The sequence below is a fragment of the Bordetella sp. MIP270_01_BMS genome (assembly GCF_054958705.1).
In genome coordinates this window covers 3,323,951-3,345,051 of the sequence record NZ_CM143297.1, presented here as the reverse complement: position 1 = coordinate 3,345,051, position 21,101 = coordinate 3,323,951, and the positions used below count along the sequence as shown (strand labels likewise).

The 21,101-nt window shown below is 64.8% G+C and carries 15 protein-coding genes; 8 read left to right on the top strand and 7 right to left on the bottom strand.

Annotated features, from left to right (window positions below; genetic code table 11):
- Positions 1-6: 6 nt before the first annotated feature.
- Both ACV17W_RS15685 and dbpA read right to left on the bottom strand, forming a co-directional pair.
- Entirely contained in the window at positions 7-1,440 is a 1,434-nt protein-coding gene (locus ACV17W_RS15685) for an amino acid permease (protein WP_462596569.1), read from the bottom strand.
- A gap of 309 nt (positions 1,441-1,749) precedes the next feature.
- On the bottom strand, positions 1,750-3,138 hold the full coding sequence (gene dbpA / locus ACV17W_RS15680) for an ATP-dependent RNA helicase DbpA (RefSeq protein WP_462593256.1): 1,389 nt from the start codon (positions 3,136-3,138) through the stop codon (positions 1,750-1,752).
- 167 nt (positions 3,139-3,305) lie between these two features.
- Here dbpA and ACV17W_RS15675 point away from each other — a divergent pair, with 167 nt between their 5' ends.
- The 5 genes from ACV17W_RS15675 (at position 3,306) to ACV17W_RS15655 (ending at position 7,883) form a co-directional block, all read left to right on the top strand.
- Positions 3,306-3,755 carry a PA2169 family four-helix-bundle protein gene (locus tag ACV17W_RS15675; RefSeq protein ID WP_462593255.1) on the top strand — a complete coding sequence of 150 codons (450 nt, stop codon included), beginning with the start codon at positions 3,306-3,308 and terminating at the stop codon, positions 3,753-3,755.
- A 169-nt stretch (positions 3,756-3,924) separates the two neighbouring features.
- Positions 3,925-5,124 (top strand): CaiB/BaiF CoA transferase family protein, encoded by a 1,200-nt coding sequence (locus ACV17W_RS15670; protein ID WP_462593254.1) that lies wholly within the window; start codon positions 3,925-3,927, stop codon positions 5,122-5,124.
- Positions 5,125-5,127: 3 nt separating this feature from the next.
- On the top strand, positions 5,128-6,102 hold the full coding sequence (locus tag ACV17W_RS15665; RefSeq protein WP_462593253.1) for a Bug family tripartite tricarboxylate transporter substrate binding protein: 975 nt from the start codon (positions 5,128-5,130) through the stop codon (positions 6,100-6,102).
- Between the two features lie 16 nt (positions 6,103-6,118).
- A complete protein-coding gene (locus ACV17W_RS15660) occupies positions 6,119-6,907 on the top strand; it encodes an enoyl-CoA hydratase (RefSeq protein WP_462593252.1) in 789 nt (262 codons plus the stop codon).
- Between the two features lie 64 nt (positions 6,908-6,971).
- Positions 6,972-7,883 carry a LysR family transcriptional regulator gene (locus tag ACV17W_RS15655; RefSeq protein ID WP_462593251.1) on the top strand — a complete coding sequence of 304 codons (912 nt, stop codon included), beginning with the start codon at positions 6,972-6,974 and terminating at the stop codon, positions 7,881-7,883.
- 43 nt (positions 7,884-7,926) lie between these two features.
- Here the strand turns inward: ACV17W_RS15655 and ACV17W_RS15650 are convergent, their stop codons facing one another.
- The 5 genes from ACV17W_RS15650 to ACV17W_RS15630 all read right to left on the bottom strand — a co-directional run bounded on the left by ACV17W_RS15650 (position 7,927) and on the right by ACV17W_RS15630 (position 14,945).
- Positions 7,927-10,185: an ATP-dependent DNA helicase gene (locus ACV17W_RS15650; protein ID WP_462593250.1), complete on the bottom strand. Its 2,259-nt coding sequence runs from the start codon at positions 10,183-10,185 to the stop codon at positions 7,927-7,929.
- Positions 10,182-11,822 carry a VRR-NUC domain-containing protein gene (locus tag ACV17W_RS15645; protein WP_462593249.1) on the bottom strand — a complete coding sequence of 547 codons (1,641 nt, stop codon included), beginning with the start codon at positions 11,820-11,822 and terminating at the stop codon, positions 10,182-10,184. Before ACV17W_RS15645 ends, ACV17W_RS15650 begins: the two co-directional genes overlap by 4 nt.
- 87 nt (positions 11,823-11,909) lie before the next feature.
- Positions 11,910-12,677 carry a phytanoyl-CoA dioxygenase family protein gene (locus ACV17W_RS15640; RefSeq protein WP_462593248.1) on the bottom strand — a complete coding sequence of 256 codons (768 nt, stop codon included), beginning with the start codon at positions 12,675-12,677 and terminating at the stop codon, positions 11,910-11,912.
- A 54-nt stretch (positions 12,678-12,731) separates the two neighbouring features.
- Positions 12,732-13,835, bottom strand: a complete 1,104-nt coding sequence (locus tag ACV17W_RS15635) for an AI-2E family transporter (protein WP_462593247.1) — start codon at positions 13,833-13,835, stop codon at positions 12,732-12,734.
- A 96-nt stretch (positions 13,836-13,931) separates the two neighbouring features.
- A complete protein-coding gene (locus ACV17W_RS15630; protein ID WP_462593246.1) occupies positions 13,932-14,945 on the bottom strand; it encodes a LysR family transcriptional regulator in 1,014 nt (337 codons plus the stop codon).
- Between the two features lie 248 nt (positions 14,946-15,193).
- Between ACV17W_RS15630 and ACV17W_RS15625 the strand changes: the two genes are divergently transcribed.
- The 3 genes from ACV17W_RS15625 to ACV17W_RS15615 are packed head-to-tail and all read left to right on the top strand — an operon-like array spanning position 15,194 to position 21,078.
- Positions 15,194-16,381, top strand: coding sequence for an efflux RND transporter periplasmic adaptor subunit (locus ACV17W_RS15625; RefSeq protein ID WP_462593245.1), 1,188 nt, complete (start codon positions 15,194-15,196; stop codon positions 16,379-16,381).
- Positions 16,382-16,396: 15 nt separating this feature from the next.
- Entirely contained in the window at positions 16,397-19,582 is a 3,186-nt protein-coding gene (locus ACV17W_RS15620; RefSeq protein WP_462593244.1) for an efflux RND transporter permease subunit, read from the top strand.
- Between the two features lie 14 nt (positions 19,583-19,596).
- On the top strand, positions 19,597-21,078 hold the full coding sequence (locus ACV17W_RS15615) for an efflux transporter outer membrane subunit (protein WP_462593243.1): 1,482 nt from the start codon (positions 19,597-19,599) through the stop codon (positions 21,076-21,078).
- Positions 21,079-21,101 lie beyond the last annotated feature (23 nt).

Below are 21,101 nucleotides of genomic sequence, written 5' to 3'. Positions count from 1 at the left end.
CGCCGTTCAGTCGCCGGTGCGCAGCGGGAAGGTCATGTCGGCATACCGCACGAAGCGTGAGCCGCGTACCAGGCGATAGCCGCCCCAGATCAGCATAAATACGGGTATGCCCACATAGGTGGCGGCTGCGCCCACCCAGTCAATGCGGTCCTGCAGAAAGGCCTCGTAGTTCTGGCCCAGCGTAATCAGCAGGCACAGCGCAAAGGCGAAGACCGGTCCGAAGGGGAAGAATGGCGACACATAGGGCAGCTGGTGCAATTGGCCGCCCTGCGCCACGAAGCCGCGCCGGAATCGGTAGTGGCTGATGGCTATGCCCAGCCAGGCGATGAACCCGGTCATGCCCGATGTATTCAGCAGCCAGATATAGACTTCATTCGGGCTGAATACGAATGACAGAAAACACAGCGCGGCAAGCGCCGTGGTCGCGAGCAGCGCGCGCACCGGCACGCCGGCGGAGGTCACGCGGGCGAACATGGCCGGGGCCTTGCCCTCGCAGGCGAGCGCATAGAGCATGCGCGTGGCGGCGTACATGCCCGAGTTGCCGGCGGACAACACCGACGTCAGCACCACCGCGTTCATGATCGATGCGGCGGCCAGCAGGCCCGCCCGGTCGAAGATCAGGGCGAAGGGGCTCACACTGATATCGGTCACGTCGTTGCGCAGCAGTTGCGGGTCGGTGTAGGGAATCAGCAGACCGATGACGGCGATGGCCAGCACATAAAACAGCAGAATGCGCCAGAACACCTGCCGCACAGCACGCGGAATATTGCGAGCCGGATCCTTGGACTCGCCCGCCGCGATGCCGATGAGCTCGGTTCCCTGAAAAGAAAAGCCCACCACCATGGCCACGCCTATCATCGCCGCGACCCCCCCGGCAAAGGGCGCGTCGCCTATCGTCCAGTTCTGCCATCCGCCCGTTTCGCCGCCCCGGATGATGCCCAGCAGCATCAACACGCCCAAGGCAATGAACACCACGACCGCGACCACCTTGATTAGTGCGAACCAGAATTCGGCCTCGCCGAAGCCCCGCGCCGACAGCGCGTTGAGCCCGAAGGTGAGGGCCAGAAACAGTGCGCTCCAGTAGACGCCCGGCACATCGGGAAACCAGTAGGCCATGACCAACTGGGCGGCCACCAGGTCCACCGCTACGGTCACGGCCCAGTTGTACCAGTAGTTCCATCCCAGGGCGAAACCGAAACCTGGCTCGACATAGCGTGCGCCATAAGTCGCGAAAGATCCCGCCACCGGCATGGCCGCGGCCAGTTCACCCAGGCTGGTCATGAGGAAATACACCATCAGCCCTATCAGGGCGTATCCCAGCAACGCCCCGCCCGGGCCCGCCTGCGCGATGGTATTGCCGGAGGCGACAAACAGGCCCGTGCCGATGGAGCCCCCTACGGCGATCATGGAGAGATGGCGGGCGGCCAGGGTGCGCCGCAGGCCGCCTGCGGCAGGCGCGGCAGGCGTGGCGGCGGCGCCAGAGAGGTCGCGTGATTGGGATTCGGCCAAAATGCACTTCCAGTAAACGCGGGCCGCGCCATACGCCGGCGCCCCGCAAAACCGGCAAGCATAACGCGATCAAGCTTTGATCACAGGCCGCCCAACCCACCCGCGAGGTGTAACGGAGGGTGCGGCCGGCGAGGTGCGGCCGGCGAGGTGCGGCCGGCGAGGTGCGGCCGGCGAGGTGCGGCCGGCGAGGCAGCAATTGCGGCCGCCGCCAGCCGGCGCTAATGATCGTGGCGCCCCGCCTCAGAACTCTTCAAGAAAGCGCATGCGAAAGCGCCGTCCCTTGATGTTGCTGTTGGAAATACGCGCATACGCCTGCTTGGCGATGGTCCGGTCCAGCGCGACATAGGCATTGAACTCGGTAATGTTGATCTTGCCGACCTGCTGGAAGATCAGCCCGCCGTCACCGGTCAGGGCACCCAGCAGGTCGCCCGGGCGCAGCTTGTCCTTCTTGCCGCCCTGGATGCACAGAGTGACCATGGGCGCGCGCAGGGGCCGGTCGGACTTGGGACGCAATGATTTGATATTGGCCCACTTCAAGGGGGCACCCTGATACTGCTCGATGAGATTCGCCCAGCGCATTTCCTCGGGCGAACACAGGCTCAGCGCCAAACCTTTCTGTTCGCCGCGGCCGCTGCGGCCGATGCGATGCACATGCACTTCGGTGTCTTTGGTGACGTCGACATTGATCACGGCACCGAGGTTCTGGATGTCGAGCCCGCGCGCCGCGACATCGGTGGCCACCAACACCGCGCAGCTGAGGTTCGCGAACTGGATAAGAATTTCGTCGCGCTCGCGCTGTTCGAGGTCGCCGTTCAGGGCGTGCGCACTGATGCCCTCGGCCTGCAGGCGTTCTACCAGATCATGGCTGCGGACTTTGGTATTGCAGAACGCCAGCGTGGACACCGGACGAAAATGCGCCAGTAGTGTCACCACCGCGTCCAGCCTGTCGGACTCTTCTATCTCGTAGAAAATCTGCTCGATCTGAGCCGCATCGTGCTGGGCCGCAACTTTCACTTCTTCGGGGTTGCGCAGGAAGCGCGCGCTGAGCTTGCGAATATTCTCCGGATAAGTCGCCGAGAACAGCAGCGTCTGCCTCCCGACCGGGCAATGCGAGGCGATGGCCACGATGTCGTCATAGAACCCCATGTCCACCATGCGATCGGCCTCATCCAGCACCAGCGTAGCCAGTTGCGCAAGATCCAGGCTGCCGCGCTGCAGGTGATCCTGGATGCGGCCGGGGGTGCCCACCACCAGATGGGCGCCGCGCGCGAGCGATTCGGCCTGGGGCCGCGCCGCCGCCCCGCCGCAGAGCGTCAGTACTTTGACGTTGGGAATCAGCCTGGCCAGGCGGCGCAGCTCTTGCGCCACCTGGTCGGCCAGTTCACGCGTGGGGCACACCACCAGCGCCTGCGGCGCCAGGCGGTTGACGTCGAGCTTCTGCAGCAGCCCCAGCCCGAACGCCGCCGTCTTGCCGCTGCCTGTCTTGGCCTGCGCGATCACGTCGCGCCCCTCGAGAATGACCGGGAGGGATTGCGCCTGGATGGGGGTCATCTGGGTGAACCCCAGGGACTGCAGATTTTCCTGCAGGGCGGAAATAAGGGGCAGAGAGGAAAAGGCGGTGGCGGTCACGGAGGCAGAATTTTCTCGAGAGGAATGATTGACAGTGTATGCGCTGGGCGGATTTGCCGCGCCGCCCTGCCCTCCGGGCCAATGGGCACAGCCGCCCCCAGGCACGGCAATTGCGATGTCTTCGGGGCAAAAGGGCATTTCGCCCGACAACCTTCAAGGAGAACAGCATGGCCGACAAAGTCGTCAAGATATTGAACGATCTCATCGAAACGTCCAAGAACGGCGAGAAGGGCTTTGAAGCCGCCGCCGAAGACACCAAGAATGCCGAATTGCAGGCCCTGTTCAAGAGCCGTGCCCGCGATTGCGCGGCCGGCGCCGCCGAACTGCAGAGCGTGGTGGCCCAGTTGGGCGGCAAACCCGAGGACAGCGGCACGGTCGCCGGCGCCGTACACCGCGGCTGGACGAACCTGAAAGCCGCGGTCACCGGCCGTAGCGACACTTCCATTCTGGAAGAATGCGAACGCGGCGAGGATGTCGCCAAAGCGCAATACAGCGATGCTCTGAAGGAAGCGCTGCCGGAGAACATTCGTGCCATCGTGGAACGCCAATACCAGGGCGTGCTGCGCAACCACGACCAGATCCGCGACCTGCGCAACCGCTACAAGGACGCGACGTAAGCACCCTTTCCGCCCGGCGAACACCGGGCGGTTTCGCTTTGTCTACGGCCCGGCTCGAAGTTTTCGCCGGCGTGTGAAAATTTCGAACCGGGCTTTTGAATATTTGAACTGGCTCGAACCGCTCCCCGCGCCATAGACTGCTCGATCAGAACTATTGGCTGGAGCTGTAATGATTGCAAATGCGCTGGAAGGCGTTCGCGTAATCGACCTTTCTCGAATACTCGCGGGCCCCTGGTGCACCCAGAACCTGGCCGATCTGGGCGCAGACGTCATCAAGATCGAGCGACCCGGTACGGGTGACGATACCCGTCAATGGGGCCCCCCCTACCTTGAAGGTGAAGGCGGCGAACGCATGTCCGCCTACTTCATGGCATGCAATCGCGGCAAGCGCTCGGTGTGCCTGGATTTCAAGACCGAGGCAGGGCGCCAGCAACTGCTCCGTCTGATCCAGGACGCCGACGTGCTTGTGGAGAACTACCGGGCCGGCACGCTCAAGCAGTACGGCCTGGATTATGAATCGCTGGCGGCCGTCAATCCGCGACTGGTATACGCATCCGTCACGGGCTATGGCCAATCCGGGCCCAAGGCGCGGCGGCCCGGCTACGACTACATCTTCCAAGGCCTGGGTGGCCTGATGAGCTATACGGGCCATCCCGACGGCAAACCCGGCGCCGGCCCGCTGCGCGCCGGCGTCGCGGTGATCGACCTGACTACCGGCATGTACGCCACGTCGGCTATTCTGGCAGCGCTGTTCCAGCGTCATCGCACCGGGCGGGGCACCTGGCTCGACCTGGCGTTGATGGACGTGGCCGTGGCGATGAACGCCAATCAGGCGGCCAACTTCCTGGTGTCGGGCAAGAATCCGGAGCGCACGGGCAATGCCCACCCCAATCTCGCGCCCTACGAAGTGTTCCGCGCGTCGGACGGGTATTTCATCCTGGCAATAGGCAACGACACGCAGTTCTCGCGTTTCTGCGAATTCTGCGGCCGGCCCGACGTCGCCGCAGACCCGCGCTATGCCACCAACAGCGCGCGCATCCAGAACCTGGATACACTGCGCGACATTCTCGCGGACGTGCTGTGCACGCAGCCCCGCGCGCACTGGACCGATGCACTGGATCGCCTCGGGATTTCCTGGGGCGCGATCAATACGCTGCAAGAGGTCTTCGAAGACGAACAGGTGCGGCATCGCAACATGCTGCAGCGCATCGACCATCCCACGCTGGGGCGCATGACCCTGGTAAGCAACCCCATGCTGCCCCCCGACATGCGCCACATCACACCCAACCCTCCGCCGTTGCTCGGCGAACACACCCTGCAATTTTCAGACCTTGGCTCTCAGCCAGGCGCACACCCTCAGGAGACCTGAAGCATGATTTTCTCGCACCGTCGCATTACGCTCGCCATCGCTGCCACCTGCCTGACCAGCGCCGGCACTGCTTTCGCCGCCTATCCGGAACGCCCGGTTCAATTGATCGTGCCGTACGCCCCCGGTGGCGCAACCGACCTGATCGCGCGCACCGTCGCGCCCAGCATCAGCGCAGCCCTGGGCCAGCCCGTGGTGATTCTCAACCGTCCGGGCGCGGGTGGGTCGACGGGCAGCATGGCTGCGGCGCGGGAGAAACCCGATGGTTACACCATCGTCATGGCAGTGGAAAGCTCGCATGCCGTCAACCCGAGCGTGCAGGCCAAACCGCCTTATGACCCCGTCAAAGACTTCTCGCCCATCAGCAATCTGGCCAACGTACTGGGCGTGCTGGACATCAACGCCAAGTCGCCGATCAAGACTTTCGGCGAACTGGTTGAGGCACTGAAGGCGAACCCCGAGAAATACACCTTCGGTTCTTCCGGCAATGGCGGCTACAGCCATCTGTTTGGCGAGCGCTTCAAGAGCGCGACCGGGACCAACCTGCTGCACGTGCCGTACAAGGGGCTGGGACCCGCGTTGACCGACCTGCTGGCCGGACAGATCGACGTCGTATTCGACAACTTGCCCTCTTCCGCGGGCCACATTCAATCCGGCGGCCTGCGCGCCCTGGCCGTCGCGGCCCCGGAACGCGTGCCGCAGTTTCCCGATGTGCCCACTTACGCCGAAGTGGGCTATCCCGAGTTGAACACCCCGTCTTGGTATGGCCTTGCCGCGCCCGCCGGCGTGCCCGACGATATTATGGAAACCCTGAATCAGGCAGTGAAGAAGGCGCTGTCCGACCCGGCGGTGATCGAAAAACTCAGCCAGCAAGGCGCGGTGGCAGACTACACGACACGCGAAGAGTTCACCCAGATGATCCGCGAGTCCAACGAACGCTGGCGCAAAGTGGTGTCCGACATCAACTTTGAAAAGCTCTAAGCGCCCAGAGGCAACGATGACACAGGAAAGCATTCCGAACCACGCCGATTTCTCGATCGATGATCGGGGCGTGGCGACGCTGAGCATTGCCAACGCCGGTTCGCTCAATATTCTGGGCACGCCGGTCATTGCATCCCTGCGCCACGCCATCAGCCAGGCGCGCAGCCACAACGGACTGCGTGTCCTGGTGATACGCGGCCAAGGCGACAAGGCCTTTGTCGCGGGGGCCGACATCAAAGAGATGGCCAGCTTCGATGTGGACAGCGCCCGGCGCTTCATCGATGGCCTTCGCCAGCTGTGCGAAGACGTACGCCAGCTGCCGGTGCCGGTGATTGCGCGCATCCCGGGCTGGTGCCTGGGCGGCGGACTGGAATTCGCGCTGGCATGTGACCTGCGTATCGCGTCCACCGAAGCCAAGTTGGGCATGCCCGAAGTCAAGGTAGGCATACCTTCCATCATTCATGCCGCCTTGCTGCCGCGCCTGGTCGGCCAGGCGCGGGCGGACTGGCTGTTGCTTACCGGGGAAATCGTCGACGCCCAGGACGCGCTCAACCAGGGGCTGTTGCATCGCGTGATGCCGATGGACAAGCTCGACGAAGAGATTTCCCGCGTGGCCGGCCTGCTGGCCGAATGCGGGCCCGCCGTGCTTGCCCAACAAAAGCGGCTGCTTCGCGAATGGGAAAAGGAGCCCCTGGAGGTTTCAATCACGAACGGCGTTGAAGAATTCGCCAACGCCTTTCTCACCGGCGAGCCGCAACGCTACATGAACGAGTTCGTCGAGGCCAAGAAAAAGAAGAAAGATTGAGTCAATGCGGCCAGCAGGCTACGATTTGGGCCCGGGCATATCCCGGGCCCAACCGGAGCCGAGCTTGCACTACGATCTCAAAGATCTTCGACTATTCCAGGCGATCGCCGAAGCAGGCAACTTGTCCGTTGGCGCAGCCGTCATGCACCTGACGGCATCTTCGGCCAGCTATCGACTCAAGAACCTGGAATATGCGGTCGGCAGCCAGCTGTTTGTGCGCCATGCCAAAGGCATGACTCTGACCCCGGCAGGTGAAGTGCTGGCGCGCCATGCGAAACAGTTACTGGCAGGCGTTGCCACCATGCACGCTGAGCTGGGCGCGTACTCAGCGAATTTGCGGGGCAGCATACGTCTGCTGGCCAACAGCAGCTCGCTCAACAGTTTCATCATTCCGAGCCTGGCGCGGTTCCTGGTTTCCAACACGCACATCAACGTCGACCTGAAAGAACAGGAAAGCCCCACCATCAGCCAAGCCATTGAAGAGGGCCAAGCCGACATCGGGGTGGGTGCAGACCTGGAACCGCGTCCCGGGCTGCACCGCGAGCTCTATGCGATCGATCGGCTCATATGCGTCGTAGCGCCCGGACATCCCATGGCACAGCACGCCGAAACTTCGTTTCGCGAGCTGCTCGCCCATGACCTGGTTTGCGTCGAACGCACCAGCAGCAATTATCTGCACTTGAGCCAACAGGCGCGCAGCACCGGCTTGCCGATGCGAGTGCGCGTGCACGTACATAGTTTCAGTGCGTTGATCGAGATGGTCGAGGCTGGCGTGGGCGCGGCGGTCGTCCCTGCCAGCACCGCCGTCGAGGCGGTGCAGCTACAACGCGTATGCGCAGTGCGGCTGACCGACCCGTGGGCCGAACGCAACTTGTACCTGGTGCATTCCAGAACATCGAATCAGCCCGACCTCGTCCGGGAATTCGCCCGCATTCTCTTGAACGACCCGCACGTGGTGGCGGTGCGCGAAGCGTAACCCGCCAAACTGCACGCGAGCCGGCCGCCACGGTTCGGAAGCGTTATTCCAGGCTCCACCATGCCGGCAGCAACGCACGCACTTCCGCACGCCGGTATCGGTCATCGATCAGGTGCAGAACGCCGGTGTCATTCTCGCTGCGGATCACGCGGCCGGCAGCCTGCACGACTTTTTGCAGACCGGGATACAGGTATGTGTAGTCGTAGCCGCGCCCGTTCCCGTAGCGTTGATCCATGGCGCTTCTCATTTGCTCGTTGACCGGGTTGACCTGCGGCAAGCCCAGCGTGGCGATAAAAGCCCCGATCAGGCGTTTGCCGGGCAGGTCGACCGCCTCTGAGAACGCGCCGCCCAGCACTGCGAAACCGACGCCTGTTCCGGTTTCGGTAAACCGCTGCAGAAAGGCCGTGCGGCTTGCCTCGTCCATGCCGGGCGCCTGCTTCCAGATGGGCACTTGCGGGTGACGCTGGCGCAACAAGCCGGCGACTTGCTCCAGGTACTGGAAGCTGCTGAGAAATCCCAGGTAGTTGCCCGGGCGTCGTGCATATTGCTCGGCGATGAGGTCGGCAATCGGCTGCAATGACCGCTCACGATCGCGATAGCGGGTGGACACGCCGCGTGCCAGCCGCACGGCCAGCTGCTCGGCCCGGAACGGGCCGGCGACGTCCAGCCATGCCGCCTGTGCCGGCAGACCCAGGGTATCGCGATAGTATTGCTGCGGATTCAGGGTGGCCGAGAACAGCACGGTGCTGTGTGCTGCGGCATAGCGGGAGGCCAGATGGGGCGCCGGCACCACATTGCGTACGCACAGCGTCGAGAGCGCGCCCTGGCCGTCCGGGTATCGCGTGGCGTCGAACAGCGCATGCGACCCGAACTGCTCGGCCAGCCGGGTGAAATGCAAGGCGTCGAAGTAAAAGCGCAGCAGAGGATCTTCGTGCGCGAGCGGATCGTGCCCCAGGTGTTCGGCGATGGCGCTGATGACCTTCTGCAGCGCCGCCAGCACACCGGCCGGAACCGCCGGGTAGCATTGATACGTGTCGCCTTGCTTGCGATTGAAGGCGTTCCAAGCGCGAGCCAGGCCGTCCAGAGGTTTGCGCAGAGCCTTGGTTGCGGCGCTGCGGGCCTGCTTGAGGGAAGCCTGCGCAAGCTCGGCCGTGTACATGCGCCGAGCGCGATCGACCAGGTTGTGCGCCTCGTCGACCAGCACGGCCACGCGCCATTGATTGGCCTGCGTCAGCGCATACAGCAAGGCGTGCGTGTCGTAGTAGTAGTTGTAGTCGGCCACCACCACATCGCTCCAGCGCGCCAGTTCCTGCGTCAGGTAATACGGACAGACGTTGTGCGCGCGCGCGACGGAACGCACGGCGGGTCCATGCAGGTTGGGCTGTGCGAGCGCGGCGGCCCGAGCGCTGGGCAGGCGGTCGTAGAAACCCTGGGCCATGGGGCAGGCCTCGCCATGGCAGGCCTTGCCGGGGTGCTCGCAGACTTTGTCGCGCGCCTGCATGTCGAGCACCCTGAGCGTGGGGGCTGCGCCCTGCGCATTGAGCGTATCCAGGGCTTCCAGGGCCAACCCCTTGCCGGCGTTCTTGGCCGCGAGAAAGAACACTTTGTCGACACGCCCTTCCGGCATCGCCCTCAGCGTGGGATAGAGCGTGCCCAGCGTCTTGCCGATGCCGGTGGACGCCTGGGCCAGCACGCACCCACCCGCCTTGACGCCTCGATACACCGCCACGGCGAGTTCGCGCTGGCCCGGGCGGAATCTGCCCGGCGGAAATGCCAGGCCGGCCAATCCGTCATCGCGGGCCTGGCGGTGCGCCAATTCAGCCGCAGCCCATTGCTGAAAGCGGTCGCAGTGTTCCTGGAAGTAGGCCTTCAGCGTTGACGCGTCGCAGGTTTCCGTCAGCACCGTTTCTTCTTCGGTGACCACGTTGAAATACACCAGGGCCACACGCAAAGCAGACAGCGAGCGCGCTTCGCACAGCAAATGGCCATAGACGCGCGCCTGCGCCCAGTGCAGGGCTCTATGGTTCTCTCGCACGCTGGACAGGTCGCCGCGGTAGGTCTTGATTTCTTCCAGCTGGTTCAGGTCGGGGTCGTAGCCATCGGCACGGCCCCTTACCAGCAGGTTCCGGTGGCGGCCAGACAAAGCGATTTCGGATTCATAGGCCGGCCCGCGTCGCCCCGTGACGGCAATGTGGCCGGCAACGCCTTCGGCCCCGCTGGGCGCCGGGGTGAAGCGCAGGTCGAGGTCGCCGGCCCGCGCCGTGAATTCGCACAGCGCGCGTACCGCCACGGTGTAGCTCATGCGGCAGCGTCCTGCCAGCGCACGTGGCACACGTGCGCTGGGATGTCGTGGCGGGCACAGTACTGCAACCAGCGAGTCTGGTTGTCTTGCAGTTTGTCGCCAGGCCCTTTGACCTCGATGAGTTCATAACGCCGCTCGCTCGGACAGAAGCGCACCAGGTCTGGAAGGCCGGTGCAGTTGCTGCCCGGATCCTGAAGAATGCGCGTAAAGAACAGCTTCAGGTGGACCGCGGGCAGGCAGTCCAGGGCCAATTGCAGCAAGGCGTCGGACAGGGACCCCCAGAATACGAATGGCGATTGCAGGCCCGCCTTGTCGGTGTAGTTGCGCAGGATCGTGTCGCGATAAGCGTGGCTGTCGAGCTGCGCCAGACTGGCGTCGAACAACGCCGCGCGGCGCAGCGCGAAATCGGTCGCGTGCAGGTCTGCAGGCCCGCGCTGGAATGGATGGAAGAACGCGCCAGGCAAGGGCGCGAACACCGCAGACCAGCACAGCAAGCCGAACAGTGAGGTGATCAGCGCGTTTTCGACGTAGTACACCGGCATGGTGTCGCAGTGCAGGTGATCGCGAGTGACGTATTCGACCGATTGCGGCGAACTTGGACGAGGCAGTGTCAGGTCGAGCCGGGATAGCGTCACAGCCGTTCGCCGCGGTGTCGCGGTATGCCCGGCGTTGCGCCGCAGCCGGGGCAGCATGCGCCCCAGCTGCTGGCTTTCCGCTTCGCTCTCCGGCTCGGCGTGGGCTCGCAGGGCGAGCGCCAGTGCGTCGTCGTGCCGCCGCATGCGCTCGAGCATGCGGATACGGCGATGCCGGGCTCCCGGATACTCGCATTGCGCATAGACCTGGTAAGCCCCCTGCCAGTCTTGCGCGCGCTCGCAGGCCTGGCCCACGCGCATCAGGGTCTTGGCGCGACGCTGTTCGACAAACGGGTTGTCGCTGCAGCATGCCTGTATGGCCGGCAGCAAGTCGGCGGGCGCCGCGCCCTCGTCCAGCGCCTGGCGGCATGCATGCAGGGCCAGATAGCGGTCGACGTCGGCTCGCGACTGGAAAGCGCGCGAGCCCGGCCCGAAAGGAACGGCCTCGTACTGAAAGATGCCCAGGTCCGCCAGCACGAACTCTGACCACGTCTGGTGCAGATTCCCGAAGAACATCAGGCGCAGCCGGTCGCATTGCCCTGCGAGCATGAAGCGCCAGGCGGGCTCGGACGAAGGGCCGCACCACGCGGCATAGGGTTGGGGCCGGGCGTAATGCGGCCGCAGCGCTTCGAGCATGTCGGCCTTGCGCAGCGCGGCCCCGCCGCGCCGGGCGAAGATGGCCCGCAGTTCAGGCAGGGTGCAGACACCGAACAGCTCATCGAGCGTCATGGGCGCCGTCGGGCTCAGCCAGCCCAGCTGAACCAGCGGCTGCACCGCCGCGTCCAGGTCGGGGATTTCTTCATACACCAGGCGGCTGGCGCGAAACCAGGGCCCCCGCCGCATGGCCATGCGCACGAACAGGGCCTGCGCCGGTTGCCCAAGCGCGGCGAACTGGCTCAGGAACGCGTGTTCGGATGCGTCGAGCAGGTCGGCGCAGCGGTCGGCCACGACTTCCAGCGCACGCTGGAAATTGTGCAGGTAGTAGTAGCGGTGGGGCGGCAGCATGGCGGCCGGAGGCTGGATAAATATCCAGCTATATTACCAAACGCCGGAGACCGCCGGGTCGCCGCGCCGAGGGGCCGGCCGGCCTCGTCAGACGTCCAGGGTTACACCAGGCGACGAGGCCGAGCGTGTGCCGTCCACGGGGCGGATGCTGCGCGGGTGATAGGTGTGAACCAGCGAAAACTTCACCCGGTCGGTGCCATTCTGCCGGGCCGCGTGCAGCGTGCGGCAGTGGAAGAACACCACATCGCCGGGGTCCAGCTCGGGGCAGACCGCCTGCTCGATCCATGCCTGGTTCTCGGGCTGATCTTCTTTGAAGAACTTCTTTTCGTCGAACTGCGAGGTGGAAAACGACGCATCGTGCGAGCCCGGAATGAAGAACAGGCCTCCGTTGTCGGCCGTTTCATGACCCAGCGCCAGCCAGGTCGACACCAGATCGGTGGCAGTGAACGACCAGTAGCGGATGTCCTGATGCCAGCCAGTGAGGCTGCCATACGCCGGATGCTTGGTCATCACACAGTTGTGGTGCACGGTGGAAAGCACCGGCGTATCGCCGAAACAGGCCTGGAGCCACCCAGCCACGGCCGGCGAGGTGGCCCACGCCTGGAACTGCGGGCCGCGCCCGTAAGCGTTGAGCAGGCGGCGCACTGTCGCCCCGCCCTGGGCTTGCCGCGACGGCGGCGCCCCCGGGTATTGCAGGTCGGCCTCGTATTCGATGGGCTCAGCCTGGCGGGCAAGCTGCCGCTCGGCCTCTTCACGCAGCGCGGCCACGGTGCCCGGTGCGGCGAATTGCCGAACCACGACAAAGCCCTGCCGACGCAATGTGGCCACCTGCTCGGCCACGGATGATGCAGACATTCTCAACCTCGGGAAAATGAAAGCCTGTACTAGGTCTGTGCAACTGGCGGGCGCTCAGGTGTCGCGCTGTTCGGTGGCCGGCTGCAGCCGCGTCAGGTCGCGTTCGTGCTCGACGTTGCGCACCCATTCGCGCCAGACGGCCACCAGCAAGGCCATGAGCACCGGCCCAACGAAGAGCCCCACGATACCCATGGTCTTGACCCCGCCGACCAGGCCGAAGAAGGTGGGCAGGAACGGCAGCTTCACGGGCCCGCCCACCAGGCGCGGCCTCAGAGTCTTGTCGACGATGAAGAGTTCGATCGTGCCCCAGGCGAACAGGGCGATGCCGGCCACCAGGTGACCGGAACCCACCAGGTACAGCGAGACCAGCGTGAACGATAGTGGCGCGCCGCCCGGTATCAGCGCCATGAAGCCGGTGACCACGCCCAGCAGCACCGGCGACGGCACGCCTGCCATCCAGTACGCCACACCCAGCACCACGCCTTCGCCGACGGCAATCAGGCTCATGCCGGTCACGGTGGAACCGACCGTGGCGGGCACCACGCGCGAAAACCGCTGCCAGCGCGCAGGCAGGATGCGCTCGCCCAGCACGTCAAGCTGCGCGATCATACGGTCACCGTCTTTGTACACAAAGAACAGCGTAATCAGCATGAAGACCACGCTCAGCAGCAGGTGGAAGGCATTGCCGGTGGCTGACAGCACCATGCGATAGATATTGCCCAGGTGTTCGCCGCTGACCATTTCGACCAGGGCGCCGAGCGCATGCGGCTCGCCCAGGTAGGTCTGCCAATACACCGCAAGCCGCGGCCCCACCCCGGGCAGCGACGAAATCCAGTCGGGTACGGCCACACCGTACCGGTTGGCCGCAAGCGCCCATGCAAAGAAGTTGCTGGCTTCTTTTACCGCGTACGAAAGCGCGAGCGTGAGGGGGATGATGATGATCAGTATGACGCCCAGCAATGCCAGCGTCGCGGCGGGGATCGTGCGACCACCGCACCAGTCGACAATGCGCCGGTACAGCGGCCAGGTGGCCAGGCCCACGATCAGCGCGGCCAGGGCCGGCACCAGGAATCCGCTGAGGAAATACGCACCCGCCAACAGGACCAGCAGCAATAGCCAGCGGGCGATCAAGTACGCGGGTAGGACGGGCTGGTGCATAAAGCGGATCTGGGGCTGCGTGGACACGACGCCCAAATATACAGTAACGCCGCCCCCACCCCGCGCAGTCGTGCCGGGGCGGCGTCCACGCGCTGTTTAGAGCACGTATTCCGCGTCGGCCACGATACCGCGGCGCGGCACACGTTCGCCGGCCGGCAGGAGCTCGGCCTTCTCGATGCCGGGGCACGGTTCGGTGCCGTCGCCACCCGTCAGCAGCGGACACCTCGCGAACAGCTCGGCCACCCAATCCGAGAACACCCGCACTTTGGGCGACAACTGGCGGCTTTGCGGATACAGCAGGGAAATGGGCACGACCCGCGGCTTCCACTGCGGCAGGACTTCGATCAGCTCGCCCGATTGCAGGTGAGGCAGCGCCATGAAGCGCGCCGTCTGCACGAGGCCCATGCCTTTCAGGGCGCACGCCAGGTGCGCGCTCCAGTCGTTGACCGACACGCTGCCCGGCACATCGATCTCGCGGGTCTTGCCGTCGACGACGAAGTCCCAGGGAAAATTGCGGCCCGTACGGCTGGAGAAGTAATGCACGGCCAGGTGGTTCTTCAGATCTTCAAGCGTGTGAGGCATGCCGTGCCGCTCAAGATAGGAAGGCGACGCACACGTGACGCCCTGGAACGTGCCGATGCGGCGCGCCACCAGGCTGGAATCTTCAAGGTCGCCCCCCCGAATGACGCAATCGACCGCTTCCTGCACCATGTCCACGATGCGGTCGCCCATGCCGATGACCAGCTCCACATCGGGGTAGCGCGTATGGAACTCACACAGCGACGGAACAATGATCAGCCGGCCCACGCTGGTCGGCACGTCGATGCGCAGCCTGCCCTTGGGCCGCAGCGCCGCTTCCTGGAAGCAGGCTTCCGTTTCTTCGACTTCGGCCAGGATACGCGTGCTGTGCTCGTAGTAGGCGGCGCCGTCCGGGGTAAGACTGATGCGGCGCGTGGTGCGGTTGAGCAGCCGCACGCCCAGGCGTCGTTCAAGGTTCTGGATGGCAGTGGTGACGGTCGTGCGCGGCAGCGCCAGGCCATCGGCGGCCCGCGTGAAGCTGTTGGCGTCGACAACGCGCACGAAGACCTGCATAGCTTGGAAGCGGTCCATGGTCGTGTCCGGGTGGCAATGGTGAAGAAGTGAGCAGCATAACCCGGTTTTTCCCGGAATTGTACGTATAGCTCGACTAGTGTTGACGATTCAGCTGTATTTATTCCCTACGGGAAAACACTCAGAATGCAATCGTCTTGATTTGACCGATAGCCCAAGCCAAATCCGAGCGCCGGCGCTGGGCCACCCGGGAATTCTACTCCCGGTTTCCACGGTTGATCGTCCCCCTTCAGATTCAAGGAAACACCATGATTGTTTCGCGCCAACGCATTGTATTGCTGGCGGTTTTCGCGGCCCTGATCGTTGCAGGCGGAGGCTATACCCTGCTGCGCGCGCCAAGCGGCCACGCCCAGGCCCAGGCCGCGCCCGCCGCCCCTTCGGTGGACGTGGCGCCCGCGCTGGGCAAATCCATTGTCGACTGGCAGGATTATTCGGGGCGGCTGGAGGCCATCGACCGCGTCGACATCAGGCCGCTGGTGTCCGGCACGCTGATGGCCGTGCACTTCCAGGATGGCAGCCTGGTCAACAAGGGCGACCCGCTGTTCACCATAGACCCCCGCCCCTACGCGGCGGAGGTCGACCGCGCCCAGGCGCAACTGGCCGCAGCCCGTGCGCGCGTAGCCTTCACCGCGTCGGAACTGGCGCGCGGCAAGCGGCTGCTGGCCGAGAACGCCATTGCGCGCCGCGACTTCGAATCGAAACGCAATGACGCCCGTGAAGCGGAAGCCAATCTGCAAGCCGCCGAAGCCGCCCTGGTGACCGCCCGCCTGAATCTGGGCTACACCGAAATCGTCGCTCCGGTGGCCGGACGCGTCTCGCGTGCCGAAGTCACCGAAGGCAACGTGGTTGCCGCGGGGGCGACGTCGGTGCCGTTGACCACACTGGTATCCGTGTCGCAGATGTACGCCTCGTTCGATGTGGACGAGCAAGCCTATCTGAAGTACGTGAGCCCCGCCCGGGCCGCGGGCGTGGCGGTGCCCGTGCAACTGGGTCTGGCCAACGAGCAGGGCCATTCCCGCGAAGGATTCGTGCACTCGGTGGACAACCGGATCGATACCGCGTCGGGAACAATCCGCGTGCGTGCGGTGTTCAACAACCCCGACGGCGTGCTGGTGCCGGGCATGTACGCGCGGGTGCGCCTGGGCAGCACCGAATCGCACGAGGCCGTGCTGGTTGAAGAGCGCGCCATCGGCACCGACCAGGACAAGCGATTCGTCCTGGTGGTGGATGACGCGAATCGCACCGCCTACCGCCAGGTCTCGCTGGGCGCGAGCCAGGGCCACCTGCGTGTGATCACCAGCGGCCTGCGCCCGGGCGAACGCATCGTCGTCAACGGCCTGCAGCGTGTGCGGCCCGGCGAGATGGTGGCCCCCAATCTTGTGTCGATGGACCAGGCGCCTTCTGCCGTCCAGACCGCAGCGGCCAGCCTGAAATAGCCTTCGGAAGCCAGCATGAACATATCTAAATTCTTCATCGACCGCCCGATTTTCGCCGGCGTATTATCGGTGATCGTGCTGCTGGGGGGCCTGCTGGCCATGTTCCAGCTGCCCATCTCGGAATACCCGGAAGTCGTGCCCCCGTCGGTCGTCGTGCGTGCCCAGTATCCGGGCGCGAATCCCAAGGTCATCGCTTCGACCGTCGCTTCGCCGCTTGAAGAGTCCATCAACGGCGTGGAAGACATGCTGTACATGCAGTCGCAAGCCAACAGCGACGGCAACCTGGCCGTGACGGTGTACTTCAAGCTGGGGGTGGACCCGGACAAAGCCCAGCAGCTGGTGCAGAACCGCGTATCGCAGGCGCTGCCGCGCCTGCCGCCGGATGTGCAGCGGCTGGGCGTGACCACCACCAAGAGTTCGCCCACCCTCACGCTGGTGGTGCACTTGATTTCGCCGGATGATCGCTACGACATCACGTACCTGCGCAACTACGCGGTGCTGAATGTGAAAGACCGCCTGGCGCGCATCAACGGCGTGGGCGAAGTCCAGATCTGGGGTTCGGGCAGCTATTCCATGCGGGTGTGGCTGGATCCGCAGAAGATCGCCCAGCGAGGCCTGACGGCCAGCGACGTGGTCAGCGCCATCCGGGAACAGAACGTGCAGGTCGCGGCCGGCGTGATTGGCGCTTCGCCCACGCAAGGCGATGTGCCCATGCAGTTCTCGGTGAACGCACAGGGGCGCCTGCAGGACGAAACTGAATTCGGCAACATCATTCTGAAGTCGTCGGCCGATGGGGCGGTGACCCGGCTGTCGGATGTGGCGCGCATCGAGCTGGGCGCGCAGGAATATGGCCTGCGTTCGCTCTTGAACAACAAGCCGGCCATCGGCATGGGCATCATGCAGTCACCCGGCGCCAACGCGCTGGATGTATCGGCCCAGGTGCGCGAGACCATGAAGGAACTGGCGGCCGATTTCCCGCCTTCGGTCGAATATCGCATCGAATACGACCCCACGCAATTCGTGCGCGCCAGCATCAAGGCGGTGATCACCACACTGCTGGAAGCCATCGCGCTGGTCGTGCTGGTGGTGATCGTCTTCCTGCAGACCTGGCGCGCGTCCATCATTCCGCTGCTCGCCGTGCCGGTGTCGATCGTGGGCACGTTTTCGCTGTTGCTGATGTTCGGCTACTCGATCAACGCCCTGTCGTTGTTCGGCATGGTGCTGGCGATAGGTATCGTGGTGGACGACGCCATCGTCGTGGTGGAAAACGTCGAACGGAATATCGCCGCCGGATTATCGCCGCGCGACGCCACGTACCGGGCCATGCGCGAGGTCAGCGGGCCCATCATCGCCATTGCGCTGACACTGTGCGCGGTGTTCGTACCGCTCGCGTTCATGACGGGGCTGTCGGGCCAGTTCTACAAGCAGTTCGCCATGACCATCGCCATTTCGACGGTGATCTCGGCCTTCAACTCACTGACCCTGTCCCCGGCGCTGTCGGCCCTGCTGCTGAAGAGCCACCATGACAAGCCGGACGCGTTGACGCGCGGCATGAATCGCGTGTTCGGCGGCTTCTTCAACTGGTTCAACCGCTTCTTCGGCCGCGCCTCGGAGTCCTACGCCAACGGTGTCACCGGGGTGATCCGCCACAAGGGCGGCGCCATGGCGGTGTATGCCGTGCTGCTGGCCGCCACGGTGGGCATCTCGTACCTGGTACCCGGAGGGTTTGTCCCGGCGCAGGACAAGCAGTACCTGATCGGCTTTGCGCAATTGCCCAACGGCGCATCGCTGGACCGCACCGAAGACGTGATACGCCGCATGTCGGACATCGCGCTGAACGAGCCCGGCGTGGAAAGCGCCATCGCGTTCCCCGGACTGTCCATCAATGGCTTTACCAACAGTTCCAGCGCCGGCATCGTATTCGTGACCCTGAAGCCGTTTGCCGAGCGTCACAGCGACGAGCTGTCGGGGGATGCCATCACCGGTAGCCTGAATGCCAAATTCGCGGGTATCAAGGATGCGTTCATCGCGGTATTCCCGCCCCCGCCGGTGATGGGGCTGGGCACGATGGGCGGCTTCAAACTGCAGATCGAAGACCAGGCCGCATTGGGCTACGCCGAGCTCGACAAGGCGACGCAGGCATTCCTGGCCAAGGCGCATGAAGCGCCCGAACTGGGGCCCACCTTTACCAATTACCAGATCAACGTGCCCCAGTTGGACGTGGACCTGGACCGGGTAAAGGCCAAGCAACTGGGCGTACCCGTGACCGATGTGTTCGACACGCTGCAGATCTATCTGGGCTCGATGTATGTGAACGACTTCAACCGCTTCGGCCGGGTGTTCCAGGTGCGGGCACAGGCGGATGCGCCGTTCCGATCGCAGCCCGAAGACATCCTGCAGCTGAAGACGCGCAGCGAATCGGGCCAGATGGTGCCGCTATCCGCGCTGGTGAACGTCAAGCAGACGTTCGGCCCCGAAATGGTGGTGCGGTACAACGGTTTCACCGCGGCCGACATCAACGGCGGCCCGGCGCCCGGGTATTCATCGGACCAGGCGCAGGACGCGGCCGAACGCATTGCCGCCGAAACACTGCCGCGTGGCATCAAGTTCGAATGGACCGACCTGACCTACCAGCAGATCCTGGCGGGCAATGCCGGCATATGGGTGTTTCCCATCAGCGTGCTGCTCGTGTTCCTGGTGCTCGCGGCGCTTTATGAGAGCCTGGCGCTGCCGCTCGCGGTCATCCTGATCGTGCCGATGAGCATCCTGGCGGCGCTCACCGGCGTATGGCTGACCCAGGGCGACAACAACATCTTTACCCAGATCGGGCTGATGGTGCTGGTGGGCCTGTCTGCGAAGAACGCCATCTTGATCGTGGAGTTTGCCCGCGAGCTGGAAATGCAGGGCAGCACGCCGCTCGAGGCGGCCATCGAAGCCAGCCGGCTGCGCCTGCGCCCCATTCTGATGACCTCGATTGCGTTCATCATGGGTGTGGTGCCGCTGGTGCTGTCCAGTGGGGCCGGCTCCGAGATGCGCCACGCCATGGGTGTAGCGGTGTTCTTCGGCATGCTGGGCGTGACCTTGTTCGGGCTGTTCCTGACGCCGGTGTTCTACGTGCTGCTGAGGTCGATGAGCGGCACCAAACTGCACTCCGCCACGCAGCATGAGGCGCCGATTGCCGCGCCGCACGCCGGTCATTGAAGAGATACTTAATCATGAAGCACACACTCAAACGTGCCCCTGCGCTGCTGCCCATCTTGCTGGCCCTGGTGCTGGCCGGGTGCGCGGTCGGGCCGGACTACGAGCGGCCCCAGGTCCACACGCCTGCCGAATACAAAGAAGCCGCGCTGCCCGCGCACGAAGCGGGCAGCTGGCAGCAGGCCCAACCCGCCGAACAGGCCATGCGGGGTCAATGGTGGAAACTGTTCGGCGATGAAACGCTGAATGCGCTGGAAGAAGAAGCGCAGCAGGCCAACCAGAACCTGCAGGCCGCGGCGGCCCGCCTGAAACAGGCACGCGCGCTGCTGGGGGACGCGCGCTCGGGGCTGTTTCCCACGGTGGACGCGGGGTTCGGGCCGACCCGGCAGCGGCAGTCCCCGGCTTCGCAAGGCCTGTCCGACGATGCGCCGAGCGACGCATCGACACTGTGGCGCGCCCAGGTCGGCGTCGCCTATGAGGCCGACCTGTTCGGCCGCGTGGCCTCTACCGTAAACGCCGCCACGGCCGACGCCCAGCAAAGCGAGGCGCTGTATCGGTCGGTGCTGCTGGCCCTGCAGGCCGATGTGGCGCAGGCTTACTTCCAGGTGCGGGAGCTCGACGCGGGCCTGCAGTTGTACCGCCAGACGGTGGAGCTGCGCAGCGAGACGTTGAACCTGATCCAGCGCCGTTACGATGCCGGCGACATCAGCGAACTGGACCTGGCGCGCGCACGATCCGAACTGGAATCGGCCCGGGCCGAAGCCCTGGGTTTTGAACGTCGCCGCGCGAATGCCGAACACGCCCTGGCCGTGCTGCTGGGCAAGGCGCCGTCTGAGTTCAATCTGCCGGCGCAGCCGCTGGCCCGGATTTCGGTGAGCATTCCCGCGGGCCTGCCTTCTACCTTGCTGGAACGCCGGCCGGACATCGCCGCTGCGGAACGCGCCATGGCCGCGGCCAATGCGCGGATCGGCGCGGCCCAGGCCGCGTTCTTCCCCCGGCTGGACATCACCGGCGCGGCGGGCTTTGAATCGTCGGAACTGGGCAACCTGTTCGAGTGGTCGAGCCGCACGTTCCTGCTGGGGCCGCTGGTCGGCGCGGCGCTGTCATTGCCCATCTTCGATGGCGGCCGCCGGCAGGCGGGGCTGGACCGGGCGCGGGCCGTCTATGAAGAAGATGTGGCGAACTACCGGCAGACGGTCCTGAACGCCTTCCGCGAAGTCGAAGACAACCTGGCCAATCTGCGCATCCTGGCGCACCAGACCGACGCGCAGGACGCGGCGCTGCAAGCGTCGCAACGCGCCGCGCGCATCTCGCACGTGCAATATGAAGAAGGCTCGATCAGCTACCTGGATGTGATCGAGGCCGACCGCACGGTGCTGACGCAACAGCGGGTATCGGTACAGCTGGACGGCGAGCGCGCGCGGTCGGCCGTGAACCTGGTGCGCGCGCTGGGCGGCGGCTGGGACACGCCGCTGCCGCCGGCACTGGCCCAGCGTTGAGGCCGCGCGCTAGAGCTGGCGTG

What these genes read in the sequence shown, in the direction of transcription:
- ACV17W_RS15675 (WP_462593255.1), top strand. Translation starts at nt 3,306, where the DNA reads ATGGCCGACAAAGTCGTCAAGATATTGAACGATCTCATCGAAACGTCC.
- ACV17W_RS15670 (WP_462593254.1), top strand. Translation starts at nt 3,925, where the DNA reads ATGATTGCAAATGCGCTGGAAGGCGTTCGCGTAATCGACCTTTCTCGA.
- ACV17W_RS15665 (WP_462593253.1), top strand. Translation starts at nt 5,128, where the DNA reads ATGATTTTCTCGCACCGTCGCATTACGCTCGCCATCGCTGCCACCTGC.
- ACV17W_RS15660 (WP_462593252.1), top strand. Translation starts at nt 6,119, where the DNA reads ATGACACAGGAAAGCATTCCGAACCACGCCGATTTCTCGATCGATGAT.
- ACV17W_RS15650 (WP_462593250.1), bottom strand. Translation starts at nt 10,185, where the DNA reads ATGAGCTACACCGTGGCGGTACGCGCGCTGTGCGAATTCACGGCGCGG.
- ACV17W_RS15645 (WP_462593249.1), bottom strand. Translation starts at nt 11,822, where the DNA reads ATGCTGCCGCCCCACCGCTACTACTACCTGCACAATTTCCAGCGTGCG.
- ACV17W_RS15640 (WP_462593248.1), bottom strand. Translation starts at nt 12,677, where the DNA reads ATGTCTGCATCATCCGTGGCCGAGCAGGTGGCCACATTGCGTCGGCAG.
- ACV17W_RS15635 (WP_462593247.1), bottom strand. Translation starts at nt 13,835, where the DNA reads ATGCACCAGCCCGTCCTACCCGCGTACTTGATCGCCCGCTGGCTATTG.
- ACV17W_RS15630 (WP_462593246.1), bottom strand. Translation starts at nt 14,945, where the DNA reads ATGGACCGCTTCCAAGCTATGCAGGTCTTCGTGCGCGTTGTCGACGCC.
- ACV17W_RS15625 (WP_462593245.1), top strand. Translation starts at nt 15,194, where the DNA reads ATGATTGTTTCGCGCCAACGCATTGTATTGCTGGCGGTTTTCGCGGCC.
- ACV17W_RS15620 (WP_462593244.1), top strand. Translation starts at nt 16,397, where the DNA reads ATGAACATATCTAAATTCTTCATCGACCGCCCGATTTTCGCCGGCGTA.
- ACV17W_RS15615 (WP_462593243.1), top strand. Translation starts at nt 19,597, where the DNA reads ATGAAGCACACACTCAAACGTGCCCCTGCGCTGCTGCCCATCTTGCTG.